The sequence below is a fragment of the Saccharopolyspora hirsuta genome (assembly GCF_008630535.1).
Lineage (GTDB): Bacteria > Actinomycetota > Actinomycetes > Mycobacteriales > Pseudonocardiaceae > Saccharopolyspora > Saccharopolyspora hirsuta.
The window spans coordinates 150,710-171,567 of the sequence record NZ_VWPH01000014.1; the positions used below are offsets into that span (position 1 = coordinate 150,710).

At 72.1% G+C, this 20,858-nt stretch carries 16 protein-coding genes and 1 pseudogene; 10 read left to right on the forward strand and 7 right to left on the reverse strand.

All coding sequences use genetic code 11. From position 1 onward, the window contains the following. Positions 1-7: 7 nt before the first annotated feature. Positions 8-652 (reverse strand): HNH endonuclease, encoded by a 645-nt coding sequence (locus tag F1721_RS27460; RefSeq protein WP_246155342.1) that lies wholly within the window; start codon positions 650-652, stop codon positions 8-10. Between the two features lie 218 nt (positions 653-870). Here F1721_RS27460 and F1721_RS27465 point away from each other — a divergent pair, with 218 nt between their 5' ends. The 7 genes and pseudogenes from F1721_RS27465 (at position 871) to F1721_RS35425 (ending at position 8,324) form a co-directional block, all read left to right on the forward strand. Next, positions 871-2,988 (forward strand): prolyl oligopeptidase family serine peptidase, encoded by a 2,118-nt coding sequence (locus F1721_RS27465; RefSeq protein WP_150069689.1) that lies wholly within the window; start codon positions 871-873, stop codon positions 2,986-2,988. A gap of 146 nt (positions 2,989-3,134) precedes the next feature. Continuing rightward, complete coding sequence (locus F1721_RS27470) at positions 3,135-4,112, forward strand: mechanosensitive ion channel family protein (RefSeq protein WP_150069690.1); 978 nt, start codon at positions 3,135-3,137, stop codon at positions 4,110-4,112. Positions 4,113-4,137: 25 nt separating this feature from the next. After that, the gene (locus F1721_RS27475) at positions 4,138-4,530 is read left to right on the forward strand and encodes a globin (protein WP_211840649.1); all 393 of its coding nucleotides are present in this window, start codon (positions 4,138-4,140) and stop codon (positions 4,528-4,530) included. A 670-nt stretch (positions 4,531-5,200) separates the two neighbouring features. Next, a pseudogene (locus F1721_RS35705) lies at positions 5,201-5,659 on the forward strand (DUF3459 domain-containing protein); the annotation flags it as partial. A gap of 92 nt (positions 5,660-5,751) precedes the next feature. Further along, on the forward strand, positions 5,752-7,053 hold the full coding sequence (locus tag F1721_RS27485; protein WP_150069692.1) for a heparan-alpha-glucosaminide N-acetyltransferase domain-containing protein: 1,302 nt from the start codon (positions 5,752-5,754) through the stop codon (positions 7,051-7,053). Between the two features lie 100 nt (positions 7,054-7,153). Further along, the gene (locus F1721_RS27490; RefSeq protein WP_150069693.1) at positions 7,154-7,417 is read left to right on the forward strand and encodes a hypothetical protein; all 264 of its coding nucleotides are present in this window, start codon (positions 7,154-7,156) and stop codon (positions 7,415-7,417) included. A gap of 4 nt (positions 7,418-7,421) precedes the next feature. After that, positions 7,422-8,324, forward strand: coding sequence for a hypothetical protein (locus tag F1721_RS35425; protein ID WP_150069694.1), 903 nt, complete (start codon positions 7,422-7,424; stop codon positions 8,322-8,324). A gap of 5 nt (positions 8,325-8,329) precedes the next feature. Here F1721_RS35425 and F1721_RS27500 read toward each other — a convergent pair whose 3' ends face one another. After that, positions 8,330-8,782, reverse strand: a complete 453-nt coding sequence (locus F1721_RS27500; protein WP_150069695.1) for a GNAT family N-acetyltransferase — start codon at positions 8,780-8,782, stop codon at positions 8,330-8,332. A 170-nt stretch (positions 8,783-8,952) separates the two neighbouring features. Here F1721_RS27500 and F1721_RS27505 point away from each other — a divergent pair, with 170 nt between their 5' ends. Next, entirely contained in the window at positions 8,953-9,372 is a 420-nt protein-coding gene (locus F1721_RS27505; protein WP_150069696.1) for a YciI family protein, read from the forward strand. Then, complete coding sequence (locus F1721_RS27510) at positions 9,345-10,613, forward strand: RNA polymerase sigma factor (RefSeq protein WP_246155343.1); 1,269 nt, start codon at positions 9,345-9,347, stop codon at positions 10,611-10,613. The genes F1721_RS27505 and F1721_RS27510 overlap by 28 nt, the downstream gene beginning before the upstream one ends. 4 nt (positions 10,614-10,617) lie before the next feature. Here the strand turns inward: F1721_RS27510 and F1721_RS27515 are convergent, their stop codons facing one another. After that, entirely contained in the window at positions 10,618-11,046 is a 429-nt protein-coding gene (locus tag F1721_RS27515) for a MarR family winged helix-turn-helix transcriptional regulator (RefSeq protein WP_150069697.1), read from the reverse strand. A 56-nt stretch (positions 11,047-11,102) separates the two neighbouring features. Between F1721_RS27515 and F1721_RS27520 the strand changes: the two genes are divergently transcribed. Next, a complete protein-coding gene (locus tag F1721_RS27520) occupies positions 11,103-11,426 on the forward strand; it encodes an antibiotic biosynthesis monooxygenase family protein (protein WP_150069698.1) in 324 nt (107 codons plus the stop codon). Between the two features lie 567 nt (positions 11,427-11,993). Here F1721_RS27520 and F1721_RS27525 read toward each other — a convergent pair. From F1721_RS27525 to F1721_RS27540, 4 genes are all read right to left on the reverse strand, one after another. Beyond that, the gene (locus F1721_RS27525; protein ID WP_150069699.1) at positions 11,994-12,635 is read right to left on the reverse strand and encodes a DUF8010 domain-containing protein; all 642 of its coding nucleotides are present in this window, start codon (positions 12,633-12,635) and stop codon (positions 11,994-11,996) included. Next, positions 12,628-13,059: an acyl-CoA thioesterase gene (locus F1721_RS27530; protein ID WP_150069700.1), complete on the reverse strand. Its 432-nt coding sequence runs from the start codon at positions 13,057-13,059 to the stop codon at positions 12,628-12,630. Before F1721_RS27530 ends, F1721_RS27525 begins: the two co-directional genes overlap by 8 nt. 60 nt (positions 13,060-13,119) lie before the next feature. Continuing rightward, positions 13,120-18,090, reverse strand: a complete 4,971-nt coding sequence (locus F1721_RS27535; RefSeq protein ID WP_150069701.1) for an NAD-glutamate dehydrogenase — start codon at positions 18,088-18,090, stop codon at positions 13,120-13,122. A gap of 140 nt (positions 18,091-18,230) precedes the next feature. Then, positions 18,231-20,768 (reverse strand): hypothetical protein, encoded by a 2,538-nt coding sequence (locus F1721_RS27540; protein ID WP_150069702.1) that lies wholly within the window; start codon positions 20,766-20,768, stop codon positions 18,231-18,233. Positions 20,769-20,858 lie beyond the last annotated feature (90 nt).

Genomic DNA, 20,858 nt, shown 5'->3' on the forward strand with positions numbered 1-20,858 from the left:
CGATGCTTCAGGCCGCCGGTTCGCCCAGGTACGGCAACCAGAGCGGGTCCGTCTCGGACAGACCGGCCAGCAGCCGCCAGTGCCGTCCCCGCGGCGCGCGCGGGGCCACCGGCAGGCGCCAGCCCAGTTCGCTCAGCGTCTTGTCCGCCTTCCGGTGGTTGCACTTGGTGCAGCAGGCGACGCAGTTCTCCCAAGTGTGGGGGCCGCCGCGGCTGCGCGGCACGACGTGATCTATCGTTTCGGCGCGAGCACCGCAGTACACGCACCGGTGGTTGTCCCGCAGCATCAGCGCTGCGCGGGTCAACGGGGTCCGGCCGCGGTACGGGACTCGCACGAAGTTGCTCAGCCGGATCACGGACGGGACTTCGACGGCAGCGCTCGCCGAGTGCAGCACCATGCCGGCCGAATCACCGTGCACCACTTCGGCCTTGCCGCAGACGAGCAGCACGATCGCGCGGCGCAGCGGGAGCGCCGTCAGCGGCTCGAAGGTGGTGTTGAGCAGCAGGACCCGCCGCTTGCGCCAGGACGGCGCGTGACCGGGAGGCCGGTCGAGCTGCGGCGTGGCACCACGGCTCGCCGGGCACAGCGGGGCCCGCGACGCGAGGCTGGTCGCCTTCAGCGCCGGTTGTCGGGTCGGTTGTCGGTCGGGCACGCGACCACCTCCACCGGTGTCGGGCAAAGTTCAGCACAGAACCCCGTCCGAACGCACGTGTGATTCGACACGCCGCGCCGGTGCGGCGGTGAACCTGGGTCAATCATTCTGGATCAAGGCCCCCTCCGGCAACGGAGCTCGCCGCCGGTGCTCGATTCCGGTGAATCCGGCGCGCCGAGATCAACTCACCGGTGCCCCGGCCACGTATCGTCGCGGGCGTGACCGACGCTCAAGCCCAGCTGCGCTACCCCACCGCCGATCGCGACGACATCGTCGAGGACCTGCACGGCCACCAGGTGGCCGATCCCTACCGGTGGTTGGAGGACCCGGCCGACCCGCGCACCGAGGCGTGGTCGGCGACGCAGGACCAGCTCGCCCGCACCTGGCTAGACGCGCTGCCGGGGCGCGAGGCCGTCGCCGAGCGGATGCGCTCGCTGCTGGCGGCCGGTTCGGTGTCGGCCCCCGCGTGGCGCAACGGGCGCGCGTTTTTCACCCGCCGCGAGCCCGACCAGGAGTTCCCGGTCCTCCACGTGCGCGAGCGGGACGGCAGCGAGCGGGTGCTGCTGGACGTCGCGGCGATGGACCCGTCCGGGCTGACCACGCTGGACAGCTGGTCGCCGAGCCTGGAGGGCGACCGGCTGGCGTACCAGATCTCGGTCGGCGGCGACGAGGAGTCGCTGCTGCACGTGCTGGACGTGGCCACCGGCGAGCTGGTCGAGGGCCCGATCGACCGCTGCCGCTACTCGACGATCTCCTGGCTGCCCGGCGGCGAGGAGTACTTCTACGTCCGGCGGCTCGCCCCCGAGCTGGTGCCCGACGGCGAGGAGCAGTTCCACCGGCGGGTGTGGCGGCACCGCGTGGGCACCGACCCGAACACCGCCGACCTGCTGGTGCACGGAGACGGCCTGGACCCCACCTACTACTACGGCACCCGGGTGTCCCGGGACGGCCGCTGGCTGGTGGTCGAGGGCAGCCCCGGCACCGCCCGGCGGGACTCGGTGTGGATCGCCGACCTGACCGCCGGCGGCGAGGTGCCCGAGCTGCGGCAGGTCGTGGACACCTCGGACGGCTACCGGGTCGGCGCCTGGGTCGAGCGCGACGGTCGGCTGTACGTGATGACGACGCTGGACGCGCCGCGCTGGCGGCTGTGCGTGGCCGACCCGCAGCGGCCGGAACCGGAGCACTGGACGGAGCTGATCGCCGAGCAGCCGGACTCGGTGCTGGAGGCGGTGCGCTGGTTCGACACCGGTGACGGCGACCCGCAGCTGGTCGTGCTGCGCACCCGGCACGCGGTGTCGGAGGTGACGCTGCACGACCCGGCCACCGGGCGCCGGACCGGCGAGGTGCCGCTGCCCGGCACCGGCCAGGTCACCGCGCTGACCTCGGTCGACGAGGACACCGACCAGGACCGGGACCGGCTGTGGATCGGCTGGACCGACTTCGCCACCCCGCCCTGCGTGCACGCCTACTCGCACCGCACCGGTCAGGTCGCGCTGGAGCAGCGCGCGCCGGGCGCCGTGGAGCTGCCCGCGGTGCACACCCAGCAGGTCACCTACCGGTCGCTGGACGGCACCCCGGTGCGGATGTTCCTGCTCAGCCCGGCCGCCGAGCCGGACCGCCCGCGCCCGGCGTTCATGACCGGCTACGGCGGGTTCTCGCTGTCCCGCGAGCCCGGCTACACCCCGTCCGCGCTGGCCTGGGTGGCCGCCGGTGGTGTGTGGGCGCTGCCGTCGCTGCGCGGCGGCGGCGAGGAGGGCGAGGAGTGGCACGAAGCCGGGATGCGCGAGCAGAAGCAGCACACCTTCGACGACTTCCACGCCGCCGCGCAGCACCTGATCGACGAGGGCTGGACCACCTCGGACCAGCTGGCGATCTCCGGCGGTTCCAACGGCGGCCTGCTGGTCGGCGCTGCGCTCACCCAGCGCCCGGACCTCTACCGGGCCGTGGTGTGCTCGGCGCCGCTGCTGGACATGGTCCGCTACGAGCAGTTCCTGCTGGGCCGCACCTGGAACGACGAGTACGGCACGGCCGAGGACCCGGAGGAGCTGGGCTGGCTGCTGTCCTACTCGCCGTACCACAACGTGGCCGAGCAGACCGACTACCCCTCGGTCCTGTTCACGGTCTTCGAGTCGGACACCCGGGTTGACCCGAATCACGCCCGCAAGATGTGCGCGGCGTTGCAGCACGCCACGAGCTCCGACCCGGCGAAACGTCCGATTCTGCTGCGCCGGGAGACCGAGGTGGGGCATGCTGCGCGCTCGGTTTCCCGTACTGTGGGGCTGGCGACCGACCAGCTCGCCTTCCTCGCGGAGGCCACCGGGCTGACCTTGGACTGAGCCCCGAACTCAGGCCGGGCAGCCGAGAAGGTCGAGTCTCGTGCGCGGCGGGGCGCGCACGATGCTCGGGTTGGTGCGGTTCGCGCACGCGACGGTAGGAACACGTCGCGGGATCTTGAACGACAGCATGGAGAACCCCCGAACCCATGGAACTGCCGCTTTTGACCCAACCGGAGTGCGTCAGCGAACCGGGCTGGTGCAGCACGATCTACAACTGGACCGGCAACGAGTGGTTGGCCTCCTACTCCGACCTGCTCATCGCGAAACCGCTGAACATCGCCCTCATCCTGATCGTCGCGTTCATCCTGCGCTGGCTGGTGCACCGCACGATCAACCGGCTGACCCGCGGCAACGGCAAGCCCCCGAAGCTGCTGAACCCGCTGCGGGAGAAGCGCACCGACGCGCTGACCGCCGAGCTGCTCTCGGAGCGGCGCCTGCAGCGCGCCCGCACCATCGGCTCGGTGCTCAAGTCGATCGCCTCGCTGGTGATCTTCGGCCTGGCCGCGATCTACGTGCTGCAGGAGCTGAGCATCCAGGTGGCGCCGGTGCTGGCCTCGGCCGGTGTGCTCGGCGTCGCGGTCGCCTTCGGCGCCCAGAACCTGGTGCGCGACTTCCTGTCCGGCATGTTCATGCTGGTCGAGGACCAGTACGGGGTCGGTGACGTGGTCGACCTCGGCGAGGCCAGCGGCACCGTGGAGGCCGTCGGCCTGCGCGTGACCACGCTGCGCGACATCAACGGCACCGTCTGGTACGTCCGCAACGGCGAGATCCTGCGGGTCGGCAACTCCAGCCAGGGCTTCGCGTACGCCGTGGTGGACTTCCCGATCTCGCACACCAGCGACGTGGAGAAGGCCATCACGGTCGCCACCAAGGTGGCCACCGACGCCACCAACCGCGAGCCGCTGTCCAAGGACGTGCTGGACCCGCCGGAGATGCTGGGCGTGGACAAGATCACCGCCGACACCGTCACGCTGCGGCTGACCGTCAAGGTCCGGCCCGGCCGCCAGTGGTCGGTACAGCGCCGGCTGCGGGCGGAGATCAAGCGGGCCTACGACGAGGAGGACATCGAGCCGCCGTACCCGTACGGTCGGCCGGTCCCGCCGACGAGCCCGGTGCAGCCGTGACACCACCGGGGTCGTCCCTGAGAGGATGGGCGCCGTGACTTCCGTGGCGAGCTTTTACGAGCAGGTCGGCGGCGAACCGACCTTCCACCGCATCGTGGCCCGGTTCTACGAGGAGGTGGCCAAGGACGAGCTGCTCCGCCCGCTCTACCCCGAGGAGGACCTGGGCCCGGCGGAGGAGCGGCTGCGGCTGTTCCTGATCCAGTACTGGGGCGGTCCGCACACCTACTCCGACCGGCGCGGGCACCCTCGCTTGCGGATGCGGCACGCCCCGTTCAAGATCGGTCCGGCCGAGCGGGACGCGTGGCTGCGCTGCATGCGGATCGCGGTCGACGAGGCGGAGCTGTCGCCGCAGCACCGCGACCAGCTCTGGCAGTACCTGGAGATGGCCGCCGAGAGCATGGTCAACTCCTGGTTCTGACCAGACGACGGTTCCCGTGCTCGCTGTGCGCAGCGGTGCGGGTGGCGGAGAGCTTCGAGTGAGGGATCCGGTGATGCGGGCGGCGGGTGCGCGGGCTGACCACGGCGATCGGCCGTGGTGGTGGGACGCGGTGTGCTACCAGGTCGACGTCGGCGCTTTCGCCGACGGCGACGGCGACGGTGTCGGCGACCTCGGAGGCCTGCGCGGCCGGTTCGGCTACCTGGAGCTGCTCGGGGTGGACGCGGTCGTGCTGGCCGGTGTCGCCGGGCTGGACCCGGCGACACCGGACTTCGCCGAGCTGCTGGCCGAGGCGCACGACGCCGGGATGCGGGTGATGCTCGCGCTCGACGTGGACCCGGCGCGCGGCGACCCCGCCGCGGTGCTCGAGCCCTGGCTGGCGCACGGCGCGGACGGGTTCCACCTGGCGCCGCGCGAGGACCCGACCGGCGCGGTGCGGTCGGTGCTGGCGGACCACCCGGACCGCGTGGTGATCGGGACCGGTGACTGGCACCTGTCGTTCAACCTCGACCTGGCGATCGCCGGGTTCGCCGCCGGTCCGCTGCGCAAGGTCATCACCAGCGCGCTGGCCGCCCCCGGGCCGCGCACGGCGTGGGCGATGGCCAGCCGCGACACCCGGCGCAGCCGGGACGACGCCGCGCTGACCCCGGTCCGCTCGATGGCCCTGGTGCAGCTGGCGCTGCCCGGGGCGGTGTGCCTGCGGCACGGCGAGGAGCTGGGGCTGCCGGGCACCGAGCGGATCCCGATGCCGTGGGAGGGCGACCGGCCTCCGTTCGGGTTCTCCCAGGCCGCCGGCGACTGGTCGGCGATCCCGGCGGACTGGGCCGCGTTCACCGTCGAAGCGCAGCTGGAGGACGAGCGGTCCACCCTGTCGCTGTACCGGCACGCGCTGGAGACCCGGACCAGCCACCCGGCGTTCACCGGTGACGAGGTGGAGTGGTTCGGCGCACCCGAGGACTGCTTCGCGTTCCGGCGGGTCGGCAGCAGCCTGATCTGCGCGCTGAACACCTCACCGGCCCCGGTGCCGCTGCCGCCCGGGGAGCTGCTGCTGTCCTCGCGCCCGCTGGACGGCGAGGACCTGCCGCCCGGTACCGCCGCCTGGCTGGTGTGAGCCCTGCCTCCTGGCCGCAACGGGCGGTGCAGGGGCTCGTTCTAACCTGGGTAACGTTGTTCGGAAGACGCCCCTAGACCCCGCTGGAAGCCATGACTGCAACTGCGCCCGGAACGACGAGCACGGCTCGGACGCGGACGCAACCACGCACCGGCCGACTGGTCGGGGTCGACGTCGCCCGGTTCTTCGCCGTGTTCGGCATGTTCTGCATCCACTTCGGGGTGCCGTTCCTGACCGGCATGCCCGAGGTGTGGGTCGCGCAGTTCTCCAGCGGTCGCTCCACCGCGCTGTTCACGCTGCTGGCCGGTGTGTCGCTGGCGCTGCTGTCCGGGCGCACCACTCCCCCGACCGGCGATGCCCTGCGGCAGGCCCGGCTCAAGATCACGCTGCGCGCGCTGCTGCTGCTGGTGCTGGGCATCGCGCTGGCCAAGGCCACCGAGGCGACCGGCTTCCTGCTCACCGTGATCATCCCGTTCTACGGGCTGTACTTCCTGCTCGCGGTGCCGTTCATCCGGTTGCGGGCGCGCGGTCTGCTGATCGCGGCGGCGGTCGCGGCCGCGGTGGGTCCGCAGCTGTCGTTCGTGCTGCGCACCTGGATCGCCGGGGACACCCCGCTGGCCTGGCTGGTGACCGCGGTCAACGCGGTCGACCCGGGCCACCTGATCGCCAACGCCGGGATCTTCGACCTGCTGCTGCTCGGCTTCTACCCGGTGGCCTCCTACCTGCCGCTGGTGCTGCTCGGGATGGCCGTCGGACGCCTGGACCTGCGGTCGACGAAGGTCCGGTGCTGGCTGGCGGTGGCCGGTCTCGCCGTGTCGATCGCCGCGGCGCGGGTGTCGGAGTGGCTGGTGGGGGCGGTCGGCGGTGAGCTGCCGCAGCCCACCGAGGGCACCGTTCCGGTCGAGCACCCGAACTGGCTGCTGGCCACCACCGCGCACAGCGGCACCACCTTCGAACTGCTCAACTCCGGCGGCATCTCGCTGGTCATCCTGGCGCTGTGCCTGATGCTGGCCGACCGGGCGGGCCGGTTCCTCAAGCCGCTGGCCACCGCCGGGTCGATGGCGCTGACGCTGTACGCCCTGCACGCGGCGACGCTGGCCTGGCTGATCGTCGTCGGCGGCTACGCGCTCAGCGGCGTGCCCGAGCCGCTGGCGCAGCTGTCGGCCATGGGTCCGGACCTCCCCGACCTGCCGGGCATGCCCGCGTTCCCGCGCGACGGCCACGTGCCCGAGGGCGTGGTGGCGTTCATCTGCACCTTCATGCCCGAGCTGTTCCTGGTCTTCGCCGTCCTGTTCCCGCTGGCCTGGCGGCGGTTCTTCCGCCGCGGACCGCTGGAGGCAGCGGTCAGCGAATCGGTCCAGTGGCTCTCGGTCCGCTTCTCCAAGCGCTCCTGATCAGGGGTTTTCCCACTCCTAGGACTTTCGCCCCTGCACAACCCGGGCCATTCTGGGGTCGCGTGGACGGACGTACACGTGCCTCTGGGGGGGTGGCTCCATGAACATCCGGCATCGGACCGGTGGCGCCGGCGCGGTCGACATCCCGCCCGCGCTCGGCAAGGCGATGGCGGACTACCGGGCTCTGCTCGACGAGCTGGAGAACGGCACCATCGACGAAGCGACGTTCCGGCACCGGGCGCTGCGGGTCGGGCTGGTCCTGCGCGAGCAGGACGCCTGGATCCTGGACCTGTCGACCGAGCGGTGGTGGCGCTACGACGGCGTGGCGCTGTCCAGCCTCCGCTTCGGCGACGCCGAGGGGTGAGGCCATGCCCGCCCCGACCGATCCGGTGCTCCTGCAGGAGCGCCTCAGCAGCATCGTCCGCGACGTCGAGCACGCCGAGTCCGCACGGGTGCGCGCACCGCTGTCGGCGCACCCGCTGCCGGTCGCCGCGCTGCGCGGCCGCCTGCACAACGCCACGACGTGGCTCGGCCGGGTGTGGTCGGCCCACGCGCGCGGCGGTCCCGCGGTGCGGCGCTGGTTGACCGACGAGCCGCTCGCCTCCCCGGTCCCGCCGTCGAACCCGCGGCTGCCGCTGCGCAAGCAGTTCCGCGTCGCGCTGGCCACGGCGTTCCTCGGCGCATCGGTGGCGGCCGGTTGCTACGTGCTGACCGCGCCGCTGGCGGACCCGTTCTTCGGGTTGATCCCGCCGGACATCTTCAGCAGGCTGCCCCCGTTCACCGAGAAGCCGGTGGACAGCGGCCCGGACGGCCAGTTCACGCCGCAGGTCGGCACGGCACCGGGCGCTCCGGTCGTCGCGAGGCTCCCGGTTCCGCCCGCGCCCGAACCGGCGCCGCCACCGAGCGCACCGGATGCGGGCTCGAGGGACCCGGTGACGCGCTCGGATCCGCAGACCGCCGAGCCGGGTGGCACCTCGCCCCGGCCTCCCGCGCTGGCCCCGGAGCCTCCGACGGCCCCGCCGACGGGCCCCGCGCCGACGACGACCGCCGACCCGCCGACCACGGTCCCGCCAACGACGGTCCCGACGACGGACCCGACGACCGCACCGCCGCCGACCACGACCACCACGCTCCCGCCGACGACCACGCAACCGCCCACGACGACGGTGCCGACACCGACCACCACCACCGAACCGACCGGGACGGCGCCGACGACCACGCCGTCGACGGAGCCCACCACGACGAACCCGCCGACCACGGGCACGTCGTAGGCGCGTCAGGCGAGGTGGTAGGTCAGCTGCGGGAGTTCCCGGCCGGGGAAGGAGCTGGAGGGCGTGGCACCGGTCCGGACCGCGCCCATCTTCAGGTAGAAGTCCTCGGCGAAGGGGTCGGAGTCGATGGTGAACCGCTCGAAGCCGAGAGCGCGGGCGGTGTCCGCGGCGTGCTGCCACAGGCGGGTGCCGACGCCGCTGCCGATGTGGTCCGGTTCGACGAAGAGGCAGGCCAGCTCGCCCTCGGGCGCCTGACCGGCGAGGGTGTAGAAACCGGCCACCCGGTCCCCGACCTGCGCCACGGTCGCCCGCTGGTCGACCAGGTCCTGCGGCCGGAGGGTCAGCTCGGCCCGGCACATCTCCAGGAACTCCTGGTCGTAGCCCCAGTGCGCTTTGGAGCGCAGCGCCAGCTCGCTCAGCACAGCGGCTTCACCCGGGTCAGCAGCGCGGATCAGCACGGTACCGATGCTGGCGCAGCTCGAATCCGCGATCAACCCGATTTCGCGCCGTAAGCTGGCCCGATCCGTTCGGCGAGAAAAAGTCCGCGGGCGTGTCGATCCTCGGTGCACCCCGTTCGACCCAAGGGTGCGGGCCAACCCGGGCCCGCCCAGTCCAGGGAGGCAGAACCGTGAAGTACATGCTGATCATGCGGGCCACCGATGAGTCGTACGAGGCGTTCAAGGACGTCGACTTCGGCGAGATCATCGAGGCGATGGGCCGGTTCAACGAGGAGATGATCCAGGCGGGCGTGCTCGTCGCCGCCGAAGGCCTCGACGACGCCGAGGAGGGCGTGGTCGTCGACTACTCGTCCCAGCCGCCGGTGGTCACCGACGGCCCCTACGGCGAGACCAAGGAGCTGTTCGGCGGCTACTGGATCGTCGACGTCGCCTCCAAGGAGGAGGCCGTGGCGTGGGCCAAGCGGGCGCCGATGGCCGGGCCCGGCACCAAGTGCGAGATCCGCCGGATCGCCAGCATCGACGAGTTCCCGCAGGACAACGAGTGGATCAAGAAGGAGCGGGCGTGGCGCGAGGCGACCGGCCAGCTCTGAGCACCGGCCGGGACGCGGTCGCGGCGGTGTGGCGGATCGAGTCCGCGCGGATCGTCGGCGCGCTCGCCCGCTACACCGGTGACCTCGCGCTCGCCGAGGACCTCGCGCAGGAGGCGTTCGCGGAGGCCCTCGTGACGTGGCCGCGCGATGGTGTGCCGACCAACCCCGCGGGCTGGTTGCTCACCGTCGGCCGCCGCCGCGCGATCGACGCGTTCCGCAGGCGGTCCGCGCTCGACGAGCGCTACGCCGTCCTCGCCCGCGACCTGGGCGAGGACGGCACCGCCGGGGACGTGCTGTGGGACCCGGACCGGATCGACGACGACGTGCTGGCGCTGATGTTCACCGCCTGCCACCCCGTGCTGGCGCCGGAGTCCCGGATCGCGCTCACGCTGCGGGTGATCGGCGGCCTGACCAGCGACGAGATCGCCCGGGCGTTCCTGACCCCGACCGCCACCGTGCAGGCCCGGATCACCCGGGCGAAGAAGACGCTCGCCGCGGCCCGGGTGCCCTTCGCCGTGCCCGCGGCCGCCGAGCGCGCCGAGCGGCTCGGCTCGGTGCTCAGCGCGATCTACGTGATCTTCACCGAGGGCTCCTCTGCCAGCTCCGGCAGCGAGCTGATCAGGGTCGACCTCGCGGGCGAAGCGCAGCGCCTCGCGCGGGTGCTCAGTCGGCTGATGCCGGAGGAGCCCGAGGTCCACGGCCTGCTGGCGCTGCTGGAGCTGACCGCGGCGCGCTTCCCGGCGCGTACCGGCCCGGACGGCGAGCCGGTGCTGCTGGAGGACCAGGACCGCCGCCGCTGGGACCACTCCGCCATCCGCCGGGGGCGAGCCGCGCTGGCCCGCGCCGAACGGTCCGGTCGGGGTCTCGGCGCCTACGGCCTGCAGGCGGCGATCGCCGAGTGCCACGCCGTCGCGGCCTCGGTCGACGAGACGAACTGGGACCGCATCGTGCTCCTCTACGAGGCGCTCGGTCGACTCGCGCCGTCGCCGGTGGTCGACGTGAACCGGGCGGTCGCGGTCTGCATGGCCAGCGGACCGGCCGCCGCGCTGTCCATCGTGGACGAACTGGCGGCTGGCGGAGCGCTGCCGAACTCCCACCTGCTGCCCAGCGTCCGCGGCGAGCTGCTCACCCGCCTCGGACGCACCGACCAGGCACGCGCCGAGCTGCAGCGCGCCCTCCAGCTGTGCGGGAACGAGCGCGAGCGGTCGGTTCTCGAGCGCAAGCTCGCCGACCTGGGCTGAGCGATCAGGCCAGGTTGTCCGCGCAGGTGGCCAGCAGTGCAGCCAGCTTCTGCACGTCCTCGGGCGCAAAACCGGACGTCATGCGTGCGTCGACGTCGAACACGATGGCATCCGCCTCGTCGAGCAGGGCCCGGCCGCGGTCGGTCAGGCTGACGGGCCGGGCTCGACCGGCGGTGGCCCGTTCCGCGACGCTGGCCAGCCCGGCCGCCTGGAGGCCGTTCAGCACGTCGCGCAGGGACTGGCGCGTGACGAAGGTGCGGCGGGCGAGCTCGGCCGCCGGTGCTCCCGGCGCGTCGGCCAACGCGCGCAGCACCGCGTACTGGGACATCGACAGGCCGAGCGGGCGGAGGCGTTCCTCGCTGGCCCGGTGGAACGACTGCTGCACCTGCTTGACCAGGTAGCCGACCCGTTGGCGGACGCCCTCTTGACCCATGACAGGAACCTTACACATAATCGGCCCTTGTAAGGAACCTGACAAAGGAGCTCGCCGTGGCCACCATCTCGACAGACGCCCCGATCGCCACCCTGATCAACGTCTTCACCGTCCAGCCCGACCGGCAGCGCGCCCTCGCGGAGCTGCTGACCAGCGCCACCGAGGAGGTCATGCAGCACCTCCCCGGCTTCATCTCGGCCAACATCCACACCAGCACCGACGGCGGCAAGGTGGTCAACTACGCCCAGTGGCGCTCCGCAGACGACTTCCGAGCCATGCTCGGCAACCCCACCGCCCAGGAGCACATGCGGCAGGCGGCCGAACTCGCGGACCAGTACGAACCACACCTGTACACGGTGGAATCCACGCACCAGCACTGAGCACGTCCGATGTGGACGTTCGCCATCCCTGCCTGGCATGTCTGGCCCCGATGAATCGGTCCGGCTGGCTGGGCGTTTGGCCTGACCGGGGGCCGTGAGTGTTTTGGGGCGCTATGGCACCCCAAAACACTCACGGCACCTGACCAGGAGCGCGGGGTGCATGGTGTGGAGGAGGCTTGGGGCTGGGCCTTAGGCCGGGCTGTGGCCGGACTTGTGCTTTGGCGGTAGGAATCGGTCACTTTGGCGTGCCGAAGGATGCGGTTCGGGTAGTGAGCGAGACTTGTCCTTAGGATCCTCGGTTCCCTGCGGAGGCGGATCCACCTTGTGGTGACGTTGCCCGTCGGGCGCGATTTCTCACGAAATCGGCACCGTTCTCGACGCAACCTCCAGTTGGCACCGGAGCCGATTTCGTGAGAAATCTCTGCACTCACCACCGGGACGACGGCCGTGCGATCCGTGTCCTGGCTCCTTCGGTCGGCCGCAGTCGCGACCGACCGGGGGTGACGACTGCGATTTCCATTGAAATCGCGGAGGCGTTTCTCGCGAAATCGGCGCGTCTGCGGGACGTCAGACGAGCAGCGGGAGGAGGGCGTGGCGGCGGCGGACGACCGCGCCGTAGCGGGAGTCCAGGCGGAGCCAGGCGTCGGTGGCGCTGACCCGGACGATCTCGGACTCCTGGGGGTTGGCGACCAGGAAACCCATGCCGGACAGCACGAACAGGCAGCGCAGCGGCACCTTCACCTCGTAGCCCGCACCGGAGACCGTGAAGACCTCCTGGTCCAGCAGCGACGCGGGCGGCGTGCCCTTCGGGCCCACGTTGTCCTTGGCCACGTCGATGCCGCGCTCTGCCACCTCGCCGACGACCTTCGCCGGGAGGTCGTCCACGCGCTGCCAGCCCGAGGTCGGCGGCAGCTCCGAGCGCCACAGCAGATCGCGCGGCTGCCCCGGGTCCATCACCGGGCCGCCCGCCACCGTCAACGTCGCCAGCAGCTCGTTGCCGGACACCGTCAGATCCGCCGGATCCACCTCGGCCGCAACGGATCTGGTGCACAGCGCGTCGAACGGCGTCGCCGCCCAGACGTCCAACCGCCCGGTGTCCGCGCGGTTGCGCAACCGCACCAGCGCCTGCCCGTCCAGGCGCACCGCTCGGGCCACGAACGCGCCCAGGTCCTCGCGTTCGACGGCATCGGGCATCCGCAGCTCAGGCACGGGCGTTCTCCGCCTTCACCGCGTCCAGCTGCCACTCGGCCAAGAAGTCGCGCTCCTCCGCGGTCAGCCGACGCGGCCGCCCGGCCTGCAGGTCGTAGGGCACCATCAGGGTTTCCGCGGTGGCCACCGCTTCCTGCGCGTAGGCGGTGTAGTCGACGATGAACGACGCCGCCTTCAGCTCCCGCACCGACATCTGCACCTGCAGGGACTTCGACGCGTAGAGCAGCGGGCTGTGGTAGTCGATCACGACCCGCGCCACCACCATGCCCTCGGCCATGCCGAGCAGGCCCTGCCGCTCGGCCTCGGTGAACAGCAGCTCGGCGCGCGCCTCCTCCAGCAGCGTGATCGTCCGGGCGTGGTTGACGTGCCCGAACGCGTCCATGTCGGACCAGCGCAGGGCCACCTCTGCTACGAACGCGCCCACTGGGGAGCTCCCTTCCTGCCGTTCGGGTGGCTCGCGGTCGCCCGCGAGCCACCCGGCAACTCACCGGACCATGCTGCGCAGCTGGCGCGCGGCCACCGAGAGCGTGGCCAGGTCGAGCCGACCCGAGCTCTTGATCTGCTCCAGCGACGAGTTGGCCCGCGCCAGTCGCGACTCGTTGGCCGACTCCCAGTGAGCGATCTTCTGCTCCGAGTCGTCCCCCGGGTCGCTGGTCCGCAGGACGTCGATGGTGATCGCGCGCAGCGATGCGTAGAAATCATCCCGCAACGCCAACCGGGCCAGCGAGTGCCACCGGTTCCCGCGCTCCAGCTCGTTGACCGCCAGCAGCATCCGCTCCACGTCGAGGTGCTCGGCGAGCGTGTAGTACAGGTCCGCGCTCTCCCGCGGACTGCGCTCGGCGCTCACCCCGGCATCGCGCTCGGCCAGCTCGGCGACCTCCCGGATGTCCAGCAGCGCGAAGGAGTCCAGCAGCGTGCCGACGCGCTCGGCCAGCTCCACCGGCACCCCGGCCGCGGTCCACCGCTCGATCATCTCGGTGGCGCCCTCGGCCGCCCGGCCGCGCAGCAGCCCGCGCACCGAGGCGGACAGCTCCTCGACCACCGGCCGGAAGCGGGCGATCTCGGCGCCGATGGCCAGCGGCTGCGGCCGGTTGGTCAGCATCCAGCGCGCCGCCCGGTCCAGCAGGCGGCGGCTCTCCAGGACCAGCTCGTCGGCCACCGAGCTGGGCACCGAACCGCCCAGGGCGTCGATCTGCCGCCACAGCGAGTGCAGGTCGTAGACGTTGGTGACCACCGCGAACGCCCGCACCGCATCGGTGGTCGAGGCGCTGATCTCCTCGGCCAGCCGGTAGGCGAAGGAGATCCCGCCGCCGTCGACCATCTCGTTGACCAGCAGGGTCGTGATGATCTCGCGGCGCAGCGGGTGCGCGGCGATCGCGTCGCCGTAGCGCTCCTGCAGCGGCTTCGGGAAGTACTCCGGCAACCGGCTGCTGAACGCCTCGGTGTCCGGCAGCGCGCTGGCCAGCACGTCCCGCTTCAGCGACAGCTTGACGTGCGCCATCAGCGTGGCCAGCTCGGGCGAGCTGAGGCCCTCGCCGTTCTTCTCCCGCTCCCGGAACTCCTTGGCGGTGGGCAGCGCCTCCAGCTTGCGGTCCAGCCCGGCGTTCTTCTCCAGCGCGGCCACCTGGCGGGCGTGCACCGACACCATCGGCCCGGCGTGCGACCGCGAGATGCCCAGCACCGCGTTCTGCCGGTGGTTGTCGGTGAGCACCAGCTCGCCGACCTCGTCGGTCATGTCCGCCAGCAGCTCGTTGCGCTGCTCGCCGGTCAGCCTGCCGTCGGCCACCAGGTGGTCCAGCAGGATCTTGATGTTGACCTCGTGGTCGGAGCAGTCCACCCCGGCGGAGTTGTCCAGCGCGTCGGTGTTGACCTTGCCGCCCGCGCGGGCGAACTCGATCCGGCCCAGCTGGGTCAGCCCCAGGTTGCCGCCCTCGCCGACGACCTTGACCCGCAGGTCCGCGCCGTTGACCCGGACCGCGTCGTTGGCCTTGTCGCCGACGTCGGCGTGCGACTCGGTGCTGGCCTTGACGTAGGTGCCGATGCCGCCGTTCCACAGCAGGTCGGTCGGGGCCAGCAGGATCTTCTTGATCAGCTCGGCCGGGGCCAGCTGCCGCACCGACTCGTCGATGCCCAGCGCCTGCCGGATCTGCGGGTTCAGCGGGATCGACTTCAGCGAGCGCGACCACACGCCGCCGCCCGCGCTGATCTTGCTGCGGTCGTAGTCGTCCCAGGTCGACCGCGGCAGCTCGAACAATCGGCGGCGCTCGGCGAAGGACACCGCGGGGTCCGGGTCGGGGTCGATGAACACGTGCATGTGGTTGAACGCGGCGACCAGCTTGATGTGCTCGGAGAGCAGCATCCCGTTGCCGAACACGTCACCGGCCATGTCGCCGATGCCGACCACGGTGAAGTCCTGGCTCTGGGTGTCCACGTCCAGCTCGCGGAAGTGCCGCTTGACGCTCTCCCACGCGCCCTTGGCGGTGATGCCCATCGCCTTGTGGTCGTAGCCGACCGACCCGCCCGAGGCGAACGCGTCGCCCAGCCAGAAGCCGTAGGACTTGGCCACGTCGTTGGCGATGTCGGAGAACGTCGCAGTGCCCTTGTCCGCGGCCACCACCAGGTAGGTGTCGTCGCCGTCGTGGCGCACCACGTCCCGCGGCGGGGCGACCTCGCCGCCGACCAGGTTGTCGGTCAGGTCCAGCAGGCCGGAGATGAACATCCGGTAGCAGGCGATGCCCTCGTCCAGGGTCGCCTTGCGGTCGGCGACCGGGTCACCGGTGGGCGCCGGCGGCCGCTTGACCACGAAGCCGCCCTTCGCGCCGACCGGCACGATCACCGCGTTCTTCACCGCCTGCGCCTTGACCAGGCCCAGGATCTCGGTGCGGAAGTCCTCCCGGCGGTCCGACCAGCGCAGCCCGCCGCGCGCGACCGAGCCGTAGCGCAGGTGCACGCCCTCCACCCACGGCGAGTACACGAAGATCTCGAACTGCGGGCGCGGCTCGGGCAGCCCCGGGATCTCCTTGGGCTCCAGCTTGAACGCCAGGTAGGGGCGTTCCCGGCCGGGTTCGGCGGCGAAGTAGTTGGTGCGCAGCGTGGCCCGGATCAGGCTCAGGTAGTTGCGCAGGATCCGGTCCGCGTCGAGGCTGGTGACCTCGTCGATTAGCTTGGTGACCTCGTCCACCAGGTCCGCCTCGCGGGCCTGGCGGTCCGCGTCGTCCAGCGCCGGGTCGAAGCGCGTCTCGAACAGCCGCACCAGCGTGGTCGTGGTGGTGCGGTGCGCCAGGATCGCGTCCTCGATGTAGTCCTGGCTGTAGGCGATGCCGACCTGGCGCAGGTACTTGGCGTAGGCGCGCAGCACCGACGCCTGGCGCCAGTTCAGCCCGGCGCGCAGCACCAGCGCGTTGAACCGGTCGACCTCGGCGGCGCCGAGCCAGGCGGCGCGGAACGCGTCCTCGAAGCGCTCGCGCAGCGTGTCCAGCAGCCGCGTGTCGACGGTGTCCAGCACCTCCGAGTCCAGCCGCAGGCCGAAGTCGTAGATCCAGTGCTGCTGGTCGGTGCCGTCCAGCGAGATCTCGTACGGGCGCTCGTCGACGACCTCGACGCCCATGCTCTGCAGCACCGGCAGCACCCGGGACAGGGTGACCCGGCCGCCGACGTAGATCTTGAACCGGCGCTGCCCGCCGCTGGAGTCGCGCGGCGCGTAGAACGACATCTTCAGGTCGTTCGGGCCGGACAGGGACTCCAGTCGCCGCAGGTCGGCGAGGCCCTCGGCGGCGGTGAAGTCCTCCTTGTAGGCCTCCGGGAAGCTCGCCGCGTAGCGCTGGCCCAGCTGGCTCATGGCCTCCGACAGGCTGCGGGTCGCGAGCCCGTCGCGGCTGCTGCCGGACTGCTCGGCGTCGACCTCCTCCACCATCCGGTCGTCCCAGGTGTGGATGGCCTCGTCCAGCCGCCGCTGGATGCGGCCCAGGTCCGGCTCGACCTGGTTCTCCGGGTCGGTGTGCACCACGAAGGCGACCCGGGCCAGGGCCGATTCGCCGACCCGCGTGCTGTACTCCAGGCTGGTGCCGCCCAGCTCGGCCAGCAGCACCTCCTGCATGGCCAGCCGCGAGCTCGTCGTGTAGCGGTCGCGCGGCAGGTACACCAGCACCGAGTAGAAGCGGCCGTAGGGGTCGCGGCGCAGGAACGGCTTGAGCTTGCGGCGCTCGGCCAGCGCCAGCACGCCGGTGATGGTCTCCTGCAGCGTGTCCGTGTCCGTGGAGAACAGCTCGGTGCGCGGGTAGTTCTGGATCTCCTCCAGCATCCGCTGACCCGAGTAGGACTCCATCGGGAACCCGGCGTGGTGGATGACGTCGCGCACCCGGCGTTCGATGAACGGGATGTCCAGCACGTTCTCGTGCAGCGCCGTGGTGGTGAACAGGCCCAGGAAGCGGTGCTCGCCGGTCACCGCACCGGACTCGTCGAAGGTCTTGACGCCGACGTAGAACGGGTGCACCGGACGGTGCACTGTGGACGGTTCGCTGGCCTGGGTGAGCACCAGCAGCTCCGGCGACAGCGCGCTGGCGCGGGCGTCCGGCCAGGTGGCGAGGCTGCGGGCCGCGACGCTGTCGCCGCGCAGCACGCCGAGACCGGAGGCCAGCACGGCCTGCAGCGCCGGGTCGGCGCCGTCCTCGGCGACCAGCTCGTAGTGCCGGTACCCGAGGAAGGTGAAGTGCCCGTCGGCCAGCCAGCGCAGCAGCCCGGCGCCGTCGTGCACGTCGGCGGCGGGCAGCGGCGGCGGGTTCTGCTCCAGCTCGTCGGCCAGCGCGCGGGCGGTGGCGTGCATCCGCTCGGTGTCCTCGACGACCTCGCGCACGTCGTTGAGCACGCCGGTCAGGCCGTGTTCGAGGACCTCCAGCCGCTCCGCGTCGGTGACCCGGTCCACCTCGACGAACATCCAGCTCTCGGCCATCGAGTCGGCGGGCGGCGCGGCCGGGTCGGCGCCGGGCAGCACCTCCTGCAGCTCACCGGCGACGTCGCGGCGCACCGCGATGATCGGGTGGATGATGCGCTGCACCTCAGCGCCGTCGCGGCCGAGTTCGGCGATCACCGAGTCGACCAGGTACGGCGAGTCGTCGGTGACGATCTGCACCACCGTGGCCTGGCTCTCCCAGCCGTCGTCGGCCCGGGTCGGGTTGAAGATCTGCACCAGCGGTCGACCGGCGACCCGCGTCGCGGCCAGCCTGTGGTGCGACCGGAGCGCCCCGATCAGGTCGGTCGGCTCGTCGTCGACCAGCTCCTCGGCCGGGACGTGCCGGTAGTAGGCGCGAAGCAGCTCGGCCAGCTCGGGCGCGTTCTCCGCCGCCCGGTCCAGCAGGCGGCTCTTGACGAGTTCGGGGTTCTCGGATCGCTCCCCAGCCGAGTCCTCCCCATCGGTCTGCGGTCGTCCGGTCTTCAACTGTCCGGGATTCGAGGTCATCTTCAGGCAGCTCCACGCTTGACGGCACCTCTTTGTGCCCACAGGTTCCACCATAAGACTGCCACTCCCGGCGACCGCCGGAGGGCGGCCCAGCGGTCTTGTGCGTGAAGAGCCGCACAATGATCGATGACCTGGACGTTTCAGAACAGCGGATCCGTCGCCGCAGCATCGATTCCCGGTCGCCGGTGCCGCGCCACCGCACCGGATCCGCGATCGTCCGATGTGGACGTGAATGCCGTCTGGGAAAGCCGGGAAGGCTCGGTGATCCCGGACACATGCGCTTCGCTGTGCCGCCCCGAGCGGGTCGCCCCGGCCTCCGCCTCGCCGCGGCGGCCGGTCTCGTAGGCCAGCAGCGCCTCGGTGAGCAGCTCGGCGAGGCCAACCTTCTCCGGGACCCCCGGATCGGCCGCGGGCTCCGGTTCCGGAACCGGGAGGTTCGGCTGGGTGTCCTGGTCTGGGAGCTCCGCCTGCGGTGGCTCCGGGGCTTCCGGGGTCTGGTCCGGTTGGCGGTGCCGGGCGACCGCCTCCGCCGCCTCGGGCTCGTCCGGCTCGGCGCGCCTCCGGGCCCGGCGGCGACCGCCGCGCGGCTGCTCGGGCAGCTGGAGGCTCGCCCGGATCTCGGCCAGCGACCGGCCGCGCGACCGCCGACCGCCGTTCTCCTCGACCTGGTCGGCGCTGCTCCCGGACGGTTCGCGCTGCTCGTCCTCGGCGGCTTCGGTGCTGACCGGCTCCGGTGTGCCGTGCCTCGGCGCGCGCTCCTCGGGGTGCCGGTCCGCGGTCGTTTCCGGCTCGACGACCGGCAGGATCGCGGTGGCGTCCGCGCCACCCGGCGGCGCCGGTTCCGGGTCGGGCTCGGGTTCGGTCTGCCACCCGAGCAGCGGTTCCGATGCGACGGGCAGGTCGGGGTGGGTGTCCTCCTCGCCGGGCGGTTGGTCCCGGAGCTCCGGGGGCCACCAGTCGGACCGGCCGCTGGTCTCCCCGGCCGGTTCCGGCTCGGCGGAGTCCGCCAGCACGCCGGACTCCTGGTGCGTGCTGGTCGTCAGGTCGTCGAGCAGCGCGGAGTCGAACACCACGGTCGGTTCGTCCGGAGTTCGCGACCTGCTCGCCTCCTGCCGCTGGCGGCGCTCTTCGCGCAGCTCAGCGGCCCGGTTGGTGAGCGACTCCATCAGTCGGCGGGCCGCGTCGGCCGCGTCGTCGGACTCCGGCCGCGGCTTGGGCAGCTCCGGCCCCGAAGCGACGGCGTCCGGCTCGGCCGCTTCGAGCTGAGCACTCCCGGTATCTTCAGCCCCTCGGGCCTCAGCAGACTCAACCTCGGGGCGCTGAACCTCTGCGGGCTGGGATTCGGGGGCTCCTTGACCGTCGTCACCCCGGGCCTCAGCCGACGCGATCTCGGGGAACCACCGGTCTTCGGCCTGGACGTCGGGTCGCCCCTCGCCCGCTCCTGCCTCGGCCAGCTCGACCCGAGCCCCTCGAACTTCGGCCCCTCCAGCCTCAACCGACTCAGCACTGGGGAACGGGCTTTCGGCCCCGCTGGCCTCAGCCGACTGGACTTCGGAGTGCGGGACCTCGACCGTCCGGGGTTCGACGGCTCGGGGCTGCTGCTCGTCCGCGGCCTCCGGCGCTGGCTGCGGGCCAGGCGGGGGAACGTCCGGCGGACCCGCTTCGGGCGGTGCCGACTGCGGTCCCCTCGACTGCCGGGGCACGGTCACGCACTCCGCGAGCTCCGGGTACTCGGCGAGCAGCCGGACCCGCGCGTGGTGCACCGCAGCGCGCCACCGCCGGTCGGCCGCGTACGCGCCGCGCAGGGCGCGCAGGGCCTCGGCGAACTCCGCCCCGCGTTCGTGCACCTGGGACAGGGTGTTGAGCGCTTCGGCCAGCAGACCGTCGAGCTTGTGCCGCTCGGAGATGGCGGCCGTGTCACCGAGCACCCGCAGCGCCGCCGCGTGGTCGCCGTTGGGCAGGTGCACCCGCGTGGCCAGTGCCAGCCCCAACCAGCCGACCGGTCCGGCCGCAGCAGCGCGCACCGGCTCGGCCAGCACCCGCTCAGCGGCCTCGACGGCCTCGAGCCGGTGGCCGAGCTCCAGCAGCGACTGCACCCGCTCCAGCACCAGGCAGGTCCGGATCTCACCGCTGTCGGCCGCCGGATCGCCGAGCTCGCCGAGCAGCTCCAGACCCGCGTCGGCGACCTCTGTCGCCTCGGCGAACTCACCCAGCCGACGGTGGTGCCCAGCGCGGGCCGCGCAGACCCGGGCCCTGAGCAGCCGGGCGGTGTCCCGGTTGCTCTCCCCCGCGCCGTACAGCCGTTCGGCCTCGTCCAGCGCCTCGGTCCGCGCACCGCCCTGCTCGCGCACCGGCATCGAGGCCGCCAGCGCCAGCAGCGCGTGCGCCCGCAACGACGGTTCGATCCGCTCCTGCTCCAGCACCGGCCGCAGGATGCGGGCCGCGACCTCCGGGCTGCCCGCGGCGCACGCGCACCACGCCAGCTCGACCCGCAGCTCGGCGGTCACCTCGGCGTCGCCCGCCGATTCCGCGTCGCGGACCGCGGCGAGGGCCCGGCCGGTGGCCGGGACACCTCGCCCCAACCGGTTCGAGGCGAACAGGGCGAGCGCTTCCGCGCGCAGCCGTGCCGCCTGGTCACCGGCGCGCCTGGCGAGCGCGACAGCGCGATCGCTGAGCACCAACGCGAGCTCGGGGACCCTCCACCGCATCTGGTGCGCGGGTTCGAGGAGTCCTTGCGCCGAGCCTGGGTGTGGTGGACCGGACACGCT

Bases quoted from the DNA above. Each gene is read 5' to 3' on its own strand.
- F1721_RS27470 (WP_150069690.1), top strand. From the start codon at position 3,135: ATGGAACTGCCGCTTTTGACCCAACCGGAGTGCGTCAGCGAACCGGGC.
- F1721_RS27475 (WP_211840649.1), top strand. From the start codon at position 4,138: ATGGGCGCCGTGACTTCCGTGGCGAGCTTTTACGAGCAGGTCGGCGGC.
- F1721_RS27485 (WP_150069692.1), top strand. From the start codon at position 5,752: ATGACTGCAACTGCGCCCGGAACGACGAGCACGGCTCGGACGCGGACG.
- F1721_RS27490 (WP_150069693.1), top strand. From the start codon at position 7,154: ATGAACATCCGGCATCGGACCGGTGGCGCCGGCGCGGTCGACATCCCG.
- F1721_RS35425 (WP_150069694.1), top strand. From the start codon at position 7,422: ATGCCCGCCCCGACCGATCCGGTGCTCCTGCAGGAGCGCCTCAGCAGC.
- F1721_RS27515 (WP_150069697.1), bottom strand. From the start codon at position 11,046: ATGGGTCAAGAGGGCGTCCGCCAACGGGTCGGCTACCTGGTCAAGCAG.
- F1721_RS27535 (WP_150069701.1), bottom strand. From the start codon at position 18,090: ATGACCTCGAATCCCGGACAGTTGAAGACCGGACGACCGCAGACCGAT.